The organism is Gilvirhabdus luticola (assembly GCF_040117515.1).
GTDB lineage: Bacteria > Bacteroidota > Bacteroidia > Flavobacteriales > Flavobacteriaceae > Gilvirhabdus > Gilvirhabdus luticola.
In genome coordinates, this window is record NZ_JBEEEN010000001.1 from 757,205 (window position 1) to 774,727 (window position 17,523).

Consider the following 17,523-nt stretch of genomic DNA (forward strand, 5'->3'; position numbering starts at 1 on the left):
CATAATAAATCAACTATATTTGCAAAATCTTTTGTTTAGGATTTAGTCTTTATGAAGAATATTAGAAACTTTTGCATTATTGCCCATATTGATCACGGAAAAAGTACTCTTGCAGATCGCCTTTTAGAGTTTACTGGTTCTGTAACCGATCGCGAAAAACAGGATCAGTTATTGGATAATATGGATCTGGAGCGTGAACGAGGTATTACAATCAAATCTCACGCTATTCAAATGGACTATTCCTATAAAGGAGAACAATACGTTTTAAACCTTATTGACACACCTGGTCATGTTGATTTTTCATATGAAGTTTCTCGTTCTATTGCAGCATGCGAAGGTGCTCTATTAATAGTAGATGCCGCTCAAAGCATTCAGGCTCAAACTATTTCGAACCTTTATTTGGCATTAGAAAATGATCTGGAAATCATTCCTGTGCTTAACAAAGTGGATTTGCCAAGCGCAAACCCTGAAGAAGTAACTGACGATATAGTGGATCTTTTAGGCTGTGATGCTTCTGAAGTTATTCCGGCTAGTGCTAAAACCGGAATTGGTATTGAAGAAATCTTAACCGCAATCATCGAACGCGTTCCTGCTCCAAAGGGTGATGAATCAGAGCCTTTACAAGCTTTAGTTTTTGATTCTGTTTATAACCCATTTCGAGGTGTAGAAACTTATTTTAGAGTTATTAATGGTGTTATAAAAAAGAATCAATTGGTGAAATTTATAGCCACTGGGAAAACTTATAACGCAGACGAAGTTGGTACTTTGCGATTAAAACAATTTCCTAGGAATGAAATTAAGGCAGGAGACGTTGGTTATTTAATTACAGGCATAAAAGAAGCTAAAGAGGTTAAAGTTGGAGATACGATAACCGACGCAAAATCACCAACCACCAATGCTATTTCTGGGTTTGAAGATGTAAAGCCAATGGTTTTTGCAGGTATCTATCCTGTGGACACAGAAGATTACGAAGAACTTCGCGCTTCTATGGAAAAATTACAGCTAAATGATGCATCATTAGTTTTTTCGGCAGAAAGCTCTGCTGCTTTAGGTTTTGGCTTTAGATGTGGGTTTTTAGGTATGCTTCATTTAGAAATAATTCAAGAGAGATTAGAGCGTGAATTTGATATGACTGTAATAACAACGGTTCCAAACGTGTCTTATCATGCGTTTACAAGAAAAGAACCTGATCAAATAATTATTGTAAATAATCCTTCAGACTTACCAGAACCGTCTACATTAGATCGTGTAGAAGAGCCTTATATTAAAGCTACAATCATTACAAAATCAGACTTTGTTGGTAATGTTATGTCTTTGTGTATCGAAAAAAGAGGAGTTATAAAAAATCAAACCTATTTAACAACTGAGCGTGTAGAACTAACGTTTGATATGCCTCTTGCTGAAATTGTTTTTGACTTTTACGACAGACTAAAAACGGTTTCTAAAGGCTATGCTTCTTTTGATTACTCTCCGATTGGTTTGCGAGAATCCAAGTTAGTTCGTGTAGATATTTTATTAAATAGCCAAACCGTTGATGCCCTTTCTGCTTTAATTCATGCTGATAATGCCTACTCTATTGGTAAGAAAATGTGTGAAAAATTAAGAGCATTGATTCCGAGGCAGCAATTTGATATTCCGATTCAAGCAGCTATTGGTGCAAAAATTATTTCCAGAGAAACCATTAAAGCATTGCGCAAAGACGTTACCGCAAAATGCTATGGTGGAGATATTTCCAGAAAAAGAAAATTGTTAGAAAAGCAGAAAAAAGGTAAAAAACGTATGCGTCAAGTAGGAAATGTTGAAATTCCCCAAGAAGCATTTATGGCAGTTTTAAAGCTTAATGATTAAGTGTTCTATTCTTTAAATTGATTTTTTTTAAATCAATTGTTATACTTTCTTAATTTAGATTGTTAAAACATTTTGTAACTTGTATATTACAATGGTTTTTGTAGTTAATTAATCTGTATTTTTTTAATGAAAGTCCTTTTTTATACTAAAGAATTTCCGCCACATGTCTATGGTGGCGCAGGTGTTCATGTGGAATATCTAGCTGACGAACTATCAAAATTTATGGATGTTGATGTTCGTTGTTTTGGAGACCAAGATGTTGAGCAACAACATCTGAATATTAAAGGGTTTTCAGAAAATCTTCTGGATTTTCACAAAACTAATGGAAAGATAAAACCAGTTCTCAACACATTGGCAACGTGTATTCAAATGAATGCTAATCCAATTGATGCTGATGTTGTTCATTGTCATACTTGGTATGCTCAATTTGCTGGAATTGTAGCTAAACTGTGTTATGGAGTTCCATTAGTTATTACGACTCATTCTTTAGAGCCCTTAAGGCCTTGGAAAAGAGAGCAACTGGGAAGAGGCTATGATGCATCTTCCTGGATTGAGAAAACTGCAATAGAAATGGCTGATGCGGTAATTGCCGTATCTAAAGAAACGAAAGATGATGTGTTGAAACACTTTGATGTTGATGCGAATAAAATAAAAGTTATCTACAATGGTATTAATCTTAAAGAGTATGTGTCAACAACAGATGCCTCTGCGTTAGAGAAATATGGTGTTGATAAAACCAAACCTTATGTACTTTTTGTGGGGAGAATTACGCGTCAAAAAGGGATTATTCATTTAGTAAATGCTATAAAGTTTATTGATGAAAACACACAGGTTGTATTGTGTGCTGGAGCGCCAGATACAGAGGACATTGCGAAAGAAATGGAAAATAGTGTTGCAGAAGCAAAAAAGACGAGAGACAATATTATTTGGATAGACAAAATGTTAGACAAAAAAGATGTGATTCAATTATATTCTCATGCAGATGTTTTTTGTTGTCCATCAATTTATGAGCCTTTCGGAATAATAAACATTGAAGCCATGGCCTGTAATACTGCTGTTGTTGCAAGTGCGGTTGGCGGAATCAAAGAGGTGGTAGTTCATGGTGAAACCGGTCTATTGATTCCTCTAGAACAACAACGGGAGGCGCCTTTTGAGCCAGTAAATCCAGATAAGTTTTCACAAGATCTGGCAATCGCCATCAATAAAGTTATACAAAACCCTGATTTGAAAAAAACCATGGCTAATAATGGAAGAAGGCGTGTTGAAGAAACTTTTGATTGGCAAGCCATTGCAAAACAAACAGAAGCATTATATCAATCTTTAATATAAATTTAAAATGATCAATAATAAAGTATTATCCATAATTCTTGGCGGAGGTCAAGGCTCTAGGTTATACCCTTTAACTGATAAACGTTCAAAACCAGCGGTCCCTATTGCTGGAAAATACAGGTTAGTAGATATTCCTATTTCAAATTGTATAAATTCTGACATAAAGCGCATGTTTGTCCTAACACAGTTTAATTCTGCTTCATTAAATAGGCATATAAAAAACACCTATCATTTTAGTTTTTTTAGTTCTGCCTTTGTTGATGTTTTGGCTGCTGAACAGACGCCAAAAAACAAAGGTTGGTTTCAAGGAACTGCAGATGCGGTTAGGCAAAGTATGCACCATTTCCTTGAGCACGATTTTGAATATGCCCTAATACTTTCTGGCGATCAGCTTTATCAAATGGATTTTGATGTAATGATAGATAATCATATGAAAAGTAATGCTGAAATTTCCATTGCCACAATTCCAGTAAATGCGAAAGACGCCACTTCATTTGGAATTCTAAAATCAGACAATCAAGACGTTATAACATCTTTTATTGAAAAACCCGATGTGTCGCTGTTGCCAGACTGGACTTCAGAAGTTAGTGAAGAAATGAAAAATAGTGAGAGAATATATCTTGCTTCAATGGGTATTTACATATTTAATCGTGATTTACTTATTGAATTGATGCAAGATGAAAGCACTATAGACTTTGGAAAAGAAATTATCCCACAAAACATTCACAAGCACAAAACAGTAAGCTTTCAATATGAAGGCTATTGGACAGATATAGGGAACATAGATTCTTTTTTTGAAGCCAATTTGGGTCTCACAGACAATATTCCAAAGTTTAATTTATACGATAAAATGCAGCGCGTTTATACACGTGCTAGAATACTTCCTACTTCAAAGATTACTAACACTCAATTCAGCCAAACTGTTATCGCTGAAGGATGTATCATTCATGCAAAGTCAATTGAAAAATCGGTCATTGGCATTAGATCTAGAATAGGAAAAGAATCTGTGATAAAAAACACCTATATGATGGGATCTGACTATTATGAATCGCTTGAGGAAATTGAGAAAAATCACATTTCTGTTTTGGTGGGTGTTGGCCAATATTGTAATATTAATAATGCTATTTTAGATAAAAATTCAAGAATAGGCGACAATGTAACCATTAATGGTGGTAAACATTTAGAAGATGCCGAAACTGAAACTTATGTTGTAAAGGACGGCATTGTGGTTATAAAGAAAGGAGCTGAACTGCCAAAAGGTTTTACTATTGGAGTTTAGTTTAAATTTACTTTGACGATTTATTAAATAGAAAGGCTATTATAACAAAACCAATTCCTGTAAAAATAGGTGGTTTCATGTTTCCTTTTACGCCAAGATAAATCATAACCGCTGCAACTATGATTAGTAAAATTAATAATACTTTGTTTGAATTCATTTTGTTTTATTGTTTAAAATAGATTCTAATGGTTTTCCTAAATATACTAATTTAAATCCTTTTTTTATTTCGTGTACATCTTTATTATAAGATGATATAATTTCTAATTCTCCTGATTGATCTTTTACAAATAGCGGAATTATATCTTTGTCCTGATTGGTTATTTCTATTAACTCGTCGTAATGTGATTTGTCTTTAATTGTATACTCGCGTATGTTAGGGTACATTTCGGCAACGTCACTTAACGACACGTAGTCATCTGTATGTGAAAATAGTCCTTCTTTTGGATTATTATTTGGATCTTTCATTTCTACAGATGTAATTAATCTAAATGAACCGTTCTCGCCAAATTGACTTCCAAATTTATTAATCGCATGGTTGTTTATATCAGAATTGCCTGTGAGCGCCATTAAATACCCTACATCATTAAGCTCAATATTGTCTAATAAAGCATCTGAATATATGTCGCTATTTATGGCTTCCAGCCCAAGTTCTTTGGCCTTCTTTATATTGGTTTGGTTACTGTCAATTAGCACAACATGTCTTCCATTAGATTCTAAATAATGACCTATCAGCCTAGATACTTTAGAGGCTCCAACTATGAGTATCCCTTCTGAATTAGTTAGAAATACACCTGCTAATTTTGCGAAAAGCCTTGCTGTTGTAGCATTTAAAAGTACGGTTCCAAGTACTATCATAAAAACTAATGGTGTTATATATTCAGCTCCTGCAACATCTTGTTTAATAAGTTTAGTCCCAAAAAGTGAGGCAATACCAGCAGCAACTATACCTCTAGGCCCAACCCAACTTATAAAAGTTTTTTCGTTTATTTTTAATTTTGATCTTGATGTGCTTAAAAAAACAGCTATAGGCCTAATTACAAAAACAACAATTCCAAAAAGTACAGCAGTATTCCAATTGTAAATCAACAACATATCATCAAAATCAATATTGGCAGCCAAAAGAATAAATAGTATAGAGATTAACAGAACGCTCAATGATTCCTTAAAATAAAGTAACTCTTTTCGGTTTTGAAGTTTACTATTCGCTAAAACCATGCCCATAACTACAACGGCTAAAAGGCCAGATTCATGAGCAAATATCTCTGATTCAACAAATACCAAAAGCACCGTTGAAAGCGAAACAACATTTAATAAATAATGCGGAATAAGATTTTTATTAATTGCAAACTTAAGAGCGTGAGCAAACGTAAAACCAAAAGTGGTTCCAAATAAAATAATTTTCCCAAACTCGATAAATGCTGTTTTTGTAAATCCACTATCACCACCAACGCTGATAAACTCAAAAACAAGTACAGCAACTAATGCCCCAATTGGGTCAATTAATATACCTTCCCATTTCAAAACAGCAGATACATCTTTCTTTAAAGGAATATTTCTTAAAATAGGTGTGATTACGGTTGGTCCGGTAACAATTATTAATGCTGAAAACAGAAAAGAAATTTCCCAACTTAAATAAAATATGTGGTGGGCGGCTATAGCTCCTCCAAAAAAAGTAATTGCAGCACCTAAAGTTATTAGCTTTGAAATAACTGGACCTACATTTCTGATTTCATCACGTTTTAATGTTAAGCCCCCTTCAAACAAAATCACACTGATGGAAAGTGAAACAAAATAATATAAGCCATCGCCAGGGAATAATCCTTTTTTACCGTTCCAAATTGGTTCTATCCACTTTGAACCGTCTTCACTCAAGAACTCGGCGGCAATAGGACCAACCAATAGACCAATTAGGATTAAAGGTAAAATAGCCGGTATTTTTAAACGCCAAGCAACCCATTGGGCCAATATTCCCAAAATAATTATTCCTGCTAATTCTAACATTACATCTGTTTTTGTCAAAATAACAAATAATTTCTTTAATACACGCCTTAAGTTTGTATTGGCTCTTTTTTATATTTTAAAAAATACTATCTTACAATTTTTATAACCTTTGAAAACTAGTCTTGTCTTTAAAACAGTTTAAAACAATTGGTATCGGTGTTACTTTTTCACCTAATCTTAAAGCTAATATTTATGAAGCTTCAAGACTGGCTTTAATGTTTAAATCTAAACTCGTTTTAATTCATGTCGGTGAGGTATCTGGTGAAAAGAAAAGAAAATTCAATAAGATTTTAGACCCTTTTTTTCAACAATCCCTTGAAGTAGAATTTGTTTTTAAAACTGGAGATCCTGTGGAGACTATTTTATCGGTGTGTCAAAATCAGGCTGTTGATTTACTCATTATAGGTGCATTAAAAAAAGAAAATATAGTAAACTATTACCTTGGTTCTATTGCCAGAAAAATAACCAGAAAGTCAACATGTTCCGTATTATTACTTATCAATCCAGCTATAAAAAGGGTTCCTTGTGAACACATTGTAGTTAATGGATTAAAGGACCCAAAAACGGAACAAACTATTATGTCGGCATTCTATGTAGCGCATCATTTAGGTGCAACAAAATTGACAATAGTAGAAGAAATTAATCAAAATGAAGTCGCGGTAAAAGTTGAAGATGATAAATCTTTAAGAAAACTAAACATTGTAAAAGAGAGAATAAAACTTCGAGAAACATCCAGAATTAAGAAAATAATTGAACATGTTTCAAAAAAACACACTAAAAATATTTCTATTAAATCACAACCTATTTTTGGTAAACAAGGTTATTCTATAAGTCATTATGCTCAAATTATTAGGGCAGATCTTTTAGTAATGAATGGACCTTCCAAAATGACTTTTTGGGATCGTTTATTTCCACATGACATAGAGCATATTCTAGCCGAATTACCAACAGACGTTTTAATTATTCAATGAGTCCTAAAAAAAATACGATAGCTCTATTTATTAAATCATTACCAAAGAATATTTTTTCTGGTTTTGTAGTGAGTCTTGTTGCTTTACCTTTAGGTTTGGGCTTGGCTATGGCTAGTGAAGCGCCTCCAATTTCCGGAATTATTGCTGCTGTTGTTGGAGGTATTGTGGTTTCCTTTTTAGGAGGAAGTCATGTAACGATTTCTGGACCAGGCAATGGTCTTGTTGGTGTATTATTGGTAGCTATTACAACCCTTGGATTAGAATCGGCTTATGCTGCTATTATTTTCTCTGGTTTACTGCTCACATTATTGGGTTTCTTAAGGCTTGGCAAATTGGCTGATTTTTTTCCTTCTTCGGCCATTCAAGGTATGCTAGCGGCAATTGGACTCATAATACTTGGAAAGCAATTTCATATTATGCTGGCTCACAAAATAAGCCGTGAAGACACTTTAGATTATTTATTGGAAATACCTTTTACAATTAACGATGCGCTTCATTATAATGATGAAGGGTTAATTTTTGCTGCTTTAACTGGTGTTGTCAGTCTACTTATCATGATATACTATCCTAAATTAAGGTATAAATATTTACAACTTATACCTGCGCCGATGTGGATTGTTTTATTGTCTGTTGGACTTAGTTATTATTTTGAGTTTATAGTGCATGAATCTAATCCTATTTCAATAAATTATATGATTGCTGGCATTCCCGAATTTAAAGACATTGTGGCGCAGCTACCATCAATTAATTTTAATAAAACCAACGAGTTAGCTTTTTGGGCTAGTGTTTTTGCCCTAACCCTAATTGCAAGTATTGAGTCTTTATTAAGTATCAAGGCGGTTGATAAGCTTGACCCTGAAAAAAGACGCTCAAATGTGAATTCAGACTTAAAAGCTCTTGGTGTAGCAACTATTGGCAGCGGTTTTTTAGGTGGTCTAAATGTTGTAACTGTTATCGCAAGAAGCTCGGTTAATGTAAATAACAATGCGAGTAATCGTTCTTCGAACTTTTTTCATGCTATATTTTTAATTGTTTTTGTTGTACTGTTTAGTTCTCAATTAACAAGAATACCATTGCCTGCTCTTATGGCAATTCTCGTTTTTACAGGATATAAATTGGCTTCTCCAAATACTGTAAAGAATATTTTCTCAATAGGAAAGGAGCAGTTGATAATCTTTTTTATTACGCTTTATATGACCCTTAAAGTTGGCTTAATTTTTGGAATTTTATGTGGTGTTATTGTCACATTCATAATTCATATTTTTCTTACTAAAAGTTTTCTGTTATTTATTAGAAATATCTTAAAACCAAATGTTCTTATGTTTCGAGAAGATGATGCTGACGGTAACTACTATGTAAGTGTTAAACATTTTTGTAGTTTTTTAAACTACTACAGGTTAAAAAGTAAGCTTGATGCAGTTCCTGAAAATCAGGATATTATTGTTGACTTTTCGTTGTGTGAGTTTGTTGATCATACTGTTATGGAAAACTTAAATAGTTATCGGGATTTGTTTTTAAAGCGTGGCGGACATTTTGAGGTGGTTGGGTTAGATTTACATGATACAGATTCACAACATCCTTTTGCCTTAAGACGCGTACTACCTGTTCCGAAAATTATTAAAAACAATTTAACTAGGCGCCAAACAAATATTGAGGAGCTAGCCAAAAGCTATAATTTAAAGTATATTCCAAAAAAGCAAAAAGACACATTGTTTTTAAACGATTTCAAGTTTTTTAGAACAAAGCCTATTAGTTATATATACAATCAATTAATGACTAAAAATAATGTTCTTAATATTTTTGATATTGAATTTTCAGAAGGAGAATTTATTGCAAAGGAGGTCGTGAAAACAACAATGCTCCATATTTCCTTAAAGAATAATATTCCTCAATTCACTCTTGACAGAGAAGGGTTTTTAGAAAAATTCTATGCTTTTGCTGGATTTAAAGATATTCCTATTCACAATCAAACCGATTTCTCAAAGCGTTTTTATCTTTTGGGCGAAGACGAAGAAGCTATAATTGAGTTTTTTAATGAAGATTTGGTTCATTTTTTTGAAAGCAACCCTTATTATCATATCGAATCTAACGGAAACTCCTTACTGGTGTTTAGTAAAGAGCGTCTAGCAAGCATTAAAGAACTCAAAGCATTATTTGATTTTGGTAAAAGGCTAAAGCAAGTAATTTCTTAAATTAGACGCCATGAAACTTTACCCCATAAATACTGGAAATTTTAAGCTTGATGGAGGAGCCATGTTTGGCGTTGTGCCTAAACTACTTTGGCAGAAAACTAACCCTGCAGATCAAAATAATATGATAGACCTTTCGGCACGATGCTTGCTAATCGAAGATGGAAAGCGTTTAACATTGATAGATACTGGAATGGGCAATAAGCAAAGTGATAAGTTTTTTGGATATTATAATTTATGGGGAAATGATTCTATCGATAAGTCGTTAAATAAATATGGTTTTAATAAAGATGACATCACAGATGTTTTTATGACGCATTTGCACTTCGATCATTGTGGAGGAAGTATTCAGTGGAATAAAAATCGAACAGGTTATGAGTCCGCTTTTAAGAATGCACGCTTTTGGAGCAATGAAGACCATTGGCTTTGGGCTACTGCACCCAATAAAAGAGAAAAAGCGTCGTTTTTAAAAGAAAATATTTTTCCTATTGAAGATTCTGGACAACTTAAGTTTGTGCCCATTCCTTCTGGGGATGTTTTAAAAAACTCTGAATTAGGTTTTGATGTGCTTTTTGCTAATGGACATACAGACAAACAAATGATTCCTATTATTCATTATAAAGACAAAATCATTGTATTTATGGCCGATTTGTTACCTACTGTTGGTCATTTGCCTTTACCGTATGTAATGGGTTATGATACTAGGCCCTTACTAACCCTTGATGAAAAAGAACGGTTTCTAAACAAGGCTGCCGATGAAAATTATTATCTGTTTTTAGAGCATGACGCCCATCATGAAATTATAACCGTACAATATACCGATAAAGGTGTTCGCCTCAAAAACTCTTTTTCTTGTGAAGAAATATTCAAATAATGTTTAAGCATCATGAAAATCTTAAAACCTACTTTTCTGCTTATTTATGGTGCCATAATTTTTAATAGTTGTGGAAGTGCAAATGTTATCCCTACGCCAATTGAGAACACTAATAATTTACCTTTAAAAGTATCTGAAATATCAGAACAAGAAAAAAAAGTATGGAGCCATCTGGATTTAATAAAAGATACTATTCCCGGAATGAGTGTTGAGAAAGCTTATTCCGAAATAATTAAAAACAGAAAAGGCGAAACAGTGATTGTAGCTGTAATTGATTCGGGAATTGATATTGAACATGAAGATTTAGCTGGCGTTATTTGGACAAATGAAGACGAAGTCCCAAATAACGGAAAAGATGATGATGGCAATGGATATGTTGATGACATTCATGGCTGGAACTTTTTGGGCGATGGTTATGATGAACAAGTGGAATACGTTAGAATTTTAGCGAAAGGAGATTTAGACAATCCTGATTACGCAAGGGCTCAACGGGAATACATAGAAGAGCGAAATAAATATACAGAGTACAAATCTAACTACGAACAAATCATTCAAAGTCTAAATTATGCTGATGAAACAATTTCTAAACACCTTGAGAAAAAAGAATATTCAATAGAAGAAATCAATGCAATCGAGACCGAAAATAGGCAACTACAACAATCTGTATATATCATTAACTATCTTGTTGATGATCTAGAATTAGAAACTGTAACTAATGCTAAAAATACACTCAAAGATGATTTAGAGGACATCAATAATTGGCTGGATGTTCGCCTCAATAAATCGTTTAAGGGTAGAAAAACAGGTGATGACCCAGATGACTTGTCTCAAAAATTTTATGGCAATGGGAATATTATGCCCATAAAGAAATCTGAAAGTCACGGAACACATGTAGCTGGTATAATCGCGGCCGAAAGAAAAAATGGTATAGGCATTGATGGTGTGGCTAATAATGTAAAAATCATGTCGCTTAGAGCAGTTTCAAATGCAGACGAATATGATAAAGATATAGCATTGGCTATTAGATATGCCGTGGATAATGGTGCAAAAATCATAAACGGAAGCTTTGGAAAATATTACTCTCCTCACCCAGAATGGGTTAAGGACGCGATCATTTATGCTGGAAAACATGACGTTTTATTTGTTCATGGTTCTGGAAACGAAAGCATAGATTTAGATAAAAAGAACAATTATCCAAATGATCAGTTTGATAATGGAAGCGAAATTTCCAATAATTTTATAAATGTTGGTTCTATTGAGTCAAAATATGGTTCTGGTCTCGTTTCAGCCTTTTCGAACTATGGTAAACTAAATGTAGATGTTATGGCGCCAGGTGGAGAAATATATTCAACAATGCCAAAAAATGAATATAAGGCTCAAAGTGGCACATCAATGTCTGCTCCTAGTGTTTCTGGCGTTGCGGCTCTAATAAGATCTTATTACCCTAAATTAACTGCATCGCAAGTAAAACATCTTTTAATGGATTCTGGTGTGTCAATAAATTTAAAAGTGATTGTTGGTGGAAACACTAATGATATCCGGCCTTTTAGTGAACTTTCAAAATCTGGCAAGATTGTTAACGCATACAACGCATTAATAATGGCCGACCAAATCTCTAAAAATTAAATTATGAAATATCCTTATTCTAATATCTTTAATCTTTTTATTGTATTTCTTGTCACAATTAAAATAAGCGCACAACCACATCCTGGTTATTGGCAGCAACATGTAGATTACACGATGGAAATTGATATGGATGTGGAAACCTATCAATATCAAGGTGTTCAAAAATTGGTTTATACAAACAATTCTCCTGATGTCTTAAATCGTATTTTTTATCATTTGTACTTTAACGCATTTCAACCTGGAAGTGAAATGGATGCTCGTTCACAAGCCAGTCCTGATCCAGATAGCAGAATTGGCAATAGAATTAGTGGTTTAAAACCTGATGAGATAGGATACATAAAAGTAACTTCTTTAAAACAAAATGGTATTGATTTAAATTACGAGACTGTAGGAACCATTTTGGAGGTTAGTTTGGCGAGCCCATTAAAGCCTGGTGAACAAGCAACTTTCGACATGCTATTTAATGCCCAAGTTCCTATTCAAATTCGTCGATCTGGAAGAAATAATTCTGAAGGTGTGGCTTTGTCAATGTCTCAATGGTATCCTAAACTTGCAGAATATGATTTTGAAGGATGGCATGCAGACCCTTATATTGAAAGGGAATTTCATGGTGTTTGGGGTAATTTTGATGTTAAAATAGCTATAGATAAAGATTACACCATTGGCGGAACAGGATATTTACAAAATCCAGATGAAATAGGGCATGGCTATACAAGCAGAGATGTCAAATCTCCAAAAAATGAAAAGTTGACTTGGCATTTTGTAGCTCCAAATGTGCATGATTTCACATGGGCAGCAGATCCAGAATATATTCATGATATCGCTCAAGTTCCTGACGGACCAACGCTTCACTTTTTTTACAAAAGTAATATGCCTAAAGGGAAGTTGGAAAATTGGAAAAACCTCCAACCTAAAGCCATAGAGCTCATGCAGTTTTTTAGTGAAACCATTGGTAAATATCCTTATGATCAATATTCCGTTATTCAAGGCGGTGATGGTGGTATGGAATATGGTATGTGTACTTTAATACTTGGAGAGGGAACATTTAATGGACTATTTGGTGTAACTGCTCACGAAATGGCCCATAGCTGGTTTCAGTTTTTGTTAGCCACAAATGAGCTTAAATATTATTGGATGGACGAGGGCTTTACAGAATACTATGGTGAGCTAGCAGAGAGTGTGATTTTTAACACAGATTTTTCGATACCAACCCAAAAAGTATATAATAGATATATAAATTATGTGCGGTCTGGTGTTGAGCAACCTCAAACAACTCAAGCAGACAGATTCTACTTTCGCAGCTCTTATAGTGTATCATCTTACTACAAAGGTTACATTTTTTTATCTCAACTAGGTTATATAATCGGTGAAGAGAATTTAAACAAAACAATCAAAAAATATTTTGAGGATTTTAAGTTTAAACATCCTATCCCTAATGACATTATGCGTACAGCAGAAAAGGTTTCCGGTTTGGATTTAGAATGGTATTTAACAGATTGGACACAAACCACAAATACTATAGATTACGGAATAAAGTCTGTTGAGGAAATCAATGGTGTAGCTAATATCAATTTAGAGCGAATAGGCTTAATGCCTATGCCTTTGGATATTCAAGTGGAATATACAGATGGTTCAAAAGAGCTTTTTTATATTCCTTTACAAATGATGCGTGGTGAAAAGCCAAGCGATCAGCCTATAACCGTTTTAAAAGACTGGGCTTGGGCATATCCCGTTTATAGTTTTGAAGTTAATCGCTCAATAAAAGAAATTAATTCAATTATAATTGATCCGAAAGGTTTAATGGCAGATATTAATACGTCCAATAACAGGGTGCAACAAAATTAATAGGTAGCATTAATACCACTTTTCATTTTTATATATACTTGTTTTTGCAGCTCTTTCTCTGCTAAAAAACTTTATATGGGTTTCGTCAATTTGTCGACTCCTATATCCAAATAAGTGAAAAATTTGTTTTGCTAAAAACTTTGCGGTTTTTAAATCTACTTCAAGTGTTTGTTTGTTTTTATCTTGCCAAGAAACCCCTGGTAACAAAACAAGTAGAGAATCTGCTTTAAGGTTTCTTAAGATTTTAGATAGTTTTAAAACAAATGGCGAGATTCTTCTTATAATAAAGAAACCTTCTTCTCCAATGTCTTGGTATAATGGCATAAACAGTTTTCCCTTCTTTTTAGACTTTATTATTTCATTATTGCTTTTTGCTAAAAGAGTGCCTTTTTTTATTTTTTGAAAACTTTCAAAACCGTTTATCATTTTAAAGGACTCGTCAGGTTTTATTTGGTGCAAATAGATTACCTCAAAAAATTCTGATGTTTTGTTAGATGCTTTTTTTAGTTTGTTAAAACAGTCCGAAACAGAAACGCTTTCTTTTACTACATTGTTTGAAAAAACAAGAGCAAGTTTTATAAATGCTTTTGCATTTTCTATGGCTTTAATATCCTCGTGTTGGCCAGATTCAAACCCTAAAGACACATAGCCCAACTCATTTATGTAACTTAATAATGGGCCTTGCAAAAACTCTTCAATTCCAAGAACAATTGGAACGGGAAATTGTTTAGCGAACTTTCGGTTTATTAATGCGTCGTTTATTGTAATAAAAGGAAGTGTTTTGCTGGAAGTTGTGTGTAAATCGATAAAATAAAACGGTGAATTTTCTGTTGCTATAATTTCCTTTAATAGGCTTAAGAGTTCTTTTAATTCTTTTTGTTCCACGGTTAAGGTATCTCTTCTGTTTAAAAAGTATAAATAACTTTTTGTCCAAAGCCTGTTTAGGTCTTTTTCAACATATCTTTTATTTTGCTTTAATGCGCTTATGTTTCCTGCAAGTCCATAAATTGTTCCTTTTACGTTTTCTGTGTTTATTTCATTTAAGGTTTGCTGAAGTGCTGTAACTCCTGCTTTCTCATTTCCGTGAATTCCCGAAATAAAAACAATGGTTGGGCCTTTTTCTTTTCCTTTAATTTTTGCAATAATTCTTGATGTCGAAGTTTGCGCTTTTGATTCTGTATTGGCTGTTTGTCCCATGCGTTTTATAAGTCTCTTGAAGTAATTATACCTAACAACTGTTTTTTATAAACTACAGGTAAACAATGAATGTTGTGTTGTTTCATTTTATTTTTTGCTTCCTCCAAGCTTTTATATTGTGTTATCGTATGTAATTCTTTTTTCATAACCTCATCTACAGAATAATTTACCCGATTAGGATCATCAAGAATTTTCTCAACATCTGTCCATGAAATCAAACCTATTAAATCCTTATTAGAATTAATCACTGGCATGTGATGAATGTTTTTCCATTTCATAATGTTTATAACCAATTCTACACTATCATTTTCATCAACCGAAAAAATATTGGTTGTCATTTTGTGTTTCACTTTTAAGTTGGCGTCAAATGAAATAGTGGGGTTATTATCAAGAATTTGCCATGAAGAAACAGGAAAATCTGATTCTTGTTTTGAGTACATTTTAGACACAAGAGTTTGTGCTGCCTCAAATGGCTTTTTCCTTTTTAATAAATTTCTATAACTATCAATAATCCATTGCGAACCATTGCTTGTTTTTACTCTGTTTTCAATAATAGTGAGATAATATTCGACATCATTAGGAGAAATACCAGCATCGTATAAACCTCTATAAGCTAACGGTAAGAACTCATCTAAAATTAGGTCTTTACTTGGCTGATACTTTCCGTTCCAATAAAATTGAGCAGCCATACCATATCGAGCAGCATTAAAGAAATTAGATTTCACATCTTTAAAATTCATTTTCTCATGAATATTGTCATACTTCTTTGGCTTACCAAGCATGACACCAACCCAAAACATTAAATTAGCTATTTCGTCCTTAATGGTTGGTCCTGAAGGAATATACCTGTTTTCAATTCTTAAATGTGGCTTGCCTTCATCACTAACGCCATAACAAGGTCTGTTCCAAGGATAAACTGTTCCGTTATGAAGGTTAAGGGCTTTTAGTTTTGGCGTTTCTCGTCTATTCAGCATCTCCACGCTGTCTAATATGTACTCTGAAGAAACTAAACTTCTAAATCTTGAAATGTTGTCTTTAAAAATATCTGTTATAGAGCCTGTTGCCCAGTTATTTCCAAAGCTGACTCTTGATTGCTTTTCATTAAGCATGAACGAATTTGCCCTAGTGTCTACGCTTTGGGTAAATAATGCAATTCTAGTTTCTTTCCATAATTCTTTTCCAAACAGCAAAGGAGAATTTGCACAAGCACTTAAAATGGGTCCAGAAATAGCTTGAGCCCAATTATAGCTATCTACAAAACTATCTGGATTAATCTGCAGGTGCATTTGAAAGCTGGTATTACAGCCTTCTAACATGACAGAGCTGTGTTTTAGGTTAAGCTCGTCTACTCCTTTTATATGTATATCAAAATCTTGTTTTCTGGATTCTTTAATGGCATCATTTATAACACTATACCTTTGTATTGGAGTCATATATTTTAACTTTACATATTTTAGGGCAAGAGTTGGTAAAATGCCTGTTAAAATAATTTTTGTGTTGTGTTTTTCTGCAGCTTTTTTTGCCAGACCTAATTTGGATTTTAATTCTTTGTGCAAATCTGAAAAGCAATTCCCCTTAAGTTCAATTGGGTCTAAATTCAATTCTAAATTATAACTTCCTATTTCGGTTGTAAAGTGATTATCACTAATTTCTTCCAGAACATCTAGCGCATTTTTGTTGGGATTATATTCGCTGTTAACCAAACAAAACTCCTGCTCTACGCCAATTCTAATAGGATTTTTTTCTATTTGATTATCTTGAATCATTATTTCTAATGCCTCAATATCTCTTAATAAATGATGTATATATTTTGCTTTGTCTTTCTTGCTATTGAGCTTAATAACCTTTAATTCTCCCATGCTAAAAAAGTTAATTATTAGAAATGTTAAATTAGTATAAGACAAGAATATATTATATGATTTTTATCATGCGGCATTGTGGACGCATATCGTTGGATATCATTACTTTTGTCTTTACCTTTAAAAATGATCTTATCTTATTCAAATAAAGAGAAGCTTAAAAGCAAAAAACTTATAGGGCAATTGTTTGCCGAGGGAAAGTCTATTACAAATTTTCCTTTGCGGTTAATATACCTTGAAACACATTTTGAAGATGGCTCTAAAATAAAAACTGGTGTTTCGGTAAGTAAAAAAAAGTTTAAAAGGGCTGTTGACAGGAATAGGATTAAAAGATTGTTACGTGAGGCCTATAGGCTTGAAAAACAGACTTATTTTAACAACATTACAACACAATATGCGTTTATGATTTTGTACATTGGTAATGAAAAACCCTCTTTTGAAAAGGTGTCAAAAAAGATGAAGAATCTTTTTGGCTTATTTCTTGATAAGGTTTCTTAAAAATGTT

13 protein-coding genes are annotated in these 17,523 nt (G+C 33.3%); 9 read left to right on the plus strand and 4 right to left on the minus strand.

The genetic code is table 11. The annotated features are described in order from the left end of the window. Nucleotides 1–51 precede the first annotated feature (51 nt). From lepA to AAFP94_RS03485, 3 genes are all read left to right on the plus strand, one after another. Nucleotides 52–1,848, plus strand: coding sequence for a translation elongation factor 4 (gene lepA, locus AAFP94_RS03475; RefSeq protein WP_316660475.1), 1,797 nt, complete (start codon nt 52–54; stop codon nt 1,846–1,848). Nucleotides 1,849–1,974: 126 nt separating this feature from the next. Further along, nucleotides 1,975–3,177 carry a glycogen synthase gene (glgA, locus tag AAFP94_RS03480; RefSeq protein ID WP_316660474.1) on the plus strand — a complete coding sequence of 401 codons (1,203 nt, stop codon included), beginning with the start codon at nt 1,975–1,977 and terminating at the stop codon, nt 3,175–3,177. Between the two features lie 7 nt (nt 3,178–3,184). Next, on the plus strand, nt 3,185–4,456 hold the full coding sequence (locus AAFP94_RS03485) for a glucose-1-phosphate adenylyltransferase (RefSeq protein ID WP_316660472.1): 1,272 nt from the start codon (nt 3,185–3,187) through the stop codon (nt 4,454–4,456). A gap of 7 nt (nt 4,457–4,463) precedes the next feature. On the opposite strand, the gene AAFP94_RS03490 is transcribed toward AAFP94_RS03485, so the two are convergent. Then, the gene (locus AAFP94_RS03490; protein ID WP_316660471.1) at nt 4,464–4,613 is read right to left on the minus strand and encodes a hypothetical protein; all 150 of its coding nucleotides are present in this window, start codon (nt 4,611–4,613) and stop codon (nt 4,464–4,466) included. Then, nucleotides 4,610–6,457, minus strand: coding sequence for a cation:proton antiporter (locus AAFP94_RS03495; protein WP_316660470.1), 1,848 nt, complete (start codon nt 6,455–6,457; stop codon nt 4,610–4,612). The genes AAFP94_RS03490 and AAFP94_RS03495 overlap by 4 nt, the downstream gene beginning before the upstream one ends. A 122-nt stretch (nt 6,458–6,579) precedes the next feature. Here AAFP94_RS03495 and AAFP94_RS03500 point away from each other — a divergent pair, with 122 nt between their 5' ends. From AAFP94_RS03500 to AAFP94_RS03520, 5 genes are read left to right on the plus strand one after another with little or no spacing between them, the layout of a single operon-like run. Further along, on the plus strand, nt 6,580–7,428 hold the full coding sequence (locus AAFP94_RS03500) for a universal stress protein (protein ID WP_316660469.1): 849 nt from the start codon (nt 6,580–6,582) through the stop codon (nt 7,426–7,428). Further along, nucleotides 7,425–9,620, plus strand: coding sequence for a SulP family inorganic anion transporter (locus AAFP94_RS03505; RefSeq protein ID WP_316660468.1), 2,196 nt, complete (start codon nt 7,425–7,427; stop codon nt 9,618–9,620). Before AAFP94_RS03500 ends, AAFP94_RS03505 begins: the two co-directional genes overlap by 4 nt. A gap of 10 nt (nt 9,621–9,630) precedes the next feature. Beyond that, entirely contained in the window at nt 9,631–10,491 is an 861-nt protein-coding gene (locus AAFP94_RS03510; protein ID WP_316660466.1) for an MBL fold metallo-hydrolase, read from the plus strand. A gap of 12 nt (nt 10,492–10,503) precedes the next feature. Further along, nucleotides 10,504–12,117, plus strand: a complete 1,614-nt coding sequence (locus tag AAFP94_RS03515) for a S8 family peptidase (RefSeq protein WP_316660464.1) — start codon at nt 10,504–10,506, stop codon at nt 12,115–12,117. Between the two features lie 3 nt (nt 12,118–12,120). Continuing rightward, nucleotides 12,121–13,962 carry a M1 family metallopeptidase gene (locus AAFP94_RS03520; RefSeq protein WP_316660463.1) on the plus strand — a complete coding sequence of 614 codons (1,842 nt, stop codon included), beginning with the start codon at nt 12,121–12,123 and terminating at the stop codon, nt 13,960–13,962. A 9-nt stretch (nt 13,963–13,971) separates the two neighbouring features. On the opposite strand, the gene AAFP94_RS03525 is transcribed toward AAFP94_RS03520, so the two are convergent. Both AAFP94_RS03525 and AAFP94_RS03530 read right to left on the minus strand, forming a co-directional pair. Then, nucleotides 13,972–15,159, minus strand: coding sequence for a succinylglutamate desuccinylase/aspartoacylase family protein (locus AAFP94_RS03525; protein ID WP_316660461.1), 1,188 nt, complete (start codon nt 15,157–15,159; stop codon nt 13,972–13,974). Nucleotides 15,160–15,164: 5 nt separating this feature from the next. Then, nucleotides 15,165–17,018: a CBS domain-containing protein gene (locus AAFP94_RS03530; protein ID WP_316660460.1), complete on the minus strand. Its 1,854-nt coding sequence runs from the start codon at nt 17,016–17,018 to the stop codon at nt 15,165–15,167. A 126-nt stretch (nt 17,019–17,144) separates the two neighbouring features. Here AAFP94_RS03530 and rnpA point away from each other — a divergent pair, with 126 nt between their 5' ends. Next, on the plus strand, nt 17,145–17,516 hold the full coding sequence (gene rnpA / locus AAFP94_RS03535; RefSeq protein WP_316660459.1) for a ribonuclease P protein component: 372 nt from the start codon (nt 17,145–17,147) through the stop codon (nt 17,514–17,516). The last annotated feature ends 7 nt before the right edge of the window (nt 17,517–17,523 follow it).

Coding starts and splice junctions, on each gene's coding strand:
- lepA (WP_316660475.1), top strand. CDS start 52: ATGAAGAATATTAGAAACTTTTGCATTATTGCCCATATTGATCACGGA.
- glgA (WP_316660474.1), top strand. CDS start 1,975: ATGAAAGTCCTTTTTTATACTAAAGAATTTCCGCCACATGTCTATGGT.
- AAFP94_RS03485 (WP_316660472.1), top strand. CDS start 3,185: ATGATCAATAATAAAGTATTATCCATAATTCTTGGCGGAGGTCAAGGC.
- AAFP94_RS03490 (WP_316660471.1), bottom strand. CDS start 4,613: ATGAATTCAAACAAAGTATTATTAATTTTACTAATCATAGTTGCAGCG.
- AAFP94_RS03495 (WP_316660470.1), bottom strand. CDS start 6,457: ATGTTAGAATTAGCAGGAATAATTATTTTGGGAATATTGGCCCAATGG.
- AAFP94_RS03505 (WP_316660468.1), top strand. CDS start 7,425: ATGAGTCCTAAAAAAAATACGATAGCTCTATTTATTAAATCATTACCA.
- AAFP94_RS03510 (WP_316660466.1), top strand. CDS start 9,631: ATGAAACTTTACCCCATAAATACTGGAAATTTTAAGCTTGATGGAGGA.
- AAFP94_RS03515 (WP_316660464.1), top strand. CDS start 10,504: ATGAAAATCTTAAAACCTACTTTTCTGCTTATTTATGGTGCCATAATT.
- AAFP94_RS03520 (WP_316660463.1), top strand. CDS start 12,121: ATGAAATATCCTTATTCTAATATCTTTAATCTTTTTATTGTATTTCTT.
- AAFP94_RS03525 (WP_316660461.1), bottom strand. CDS start 15,159: ATGGGACAAACAGCCAATACAGAATCAAAAGCGCAAACTTCGACATCA.
- AAFP94_RS03530 (WP_316660460.1), bottom strand. CDS start 17,018: ATGGGAGAATTAAAGGTTATTAAGCTCAATAGCAAGAAAGACAAAGCA.
- rnpA (WP_316660459.1), top strand. CDS start 17,145: ATGATCTTATCTTATTCAAATAAAGAGAAGCTTAAAAGCAAAAAACTT.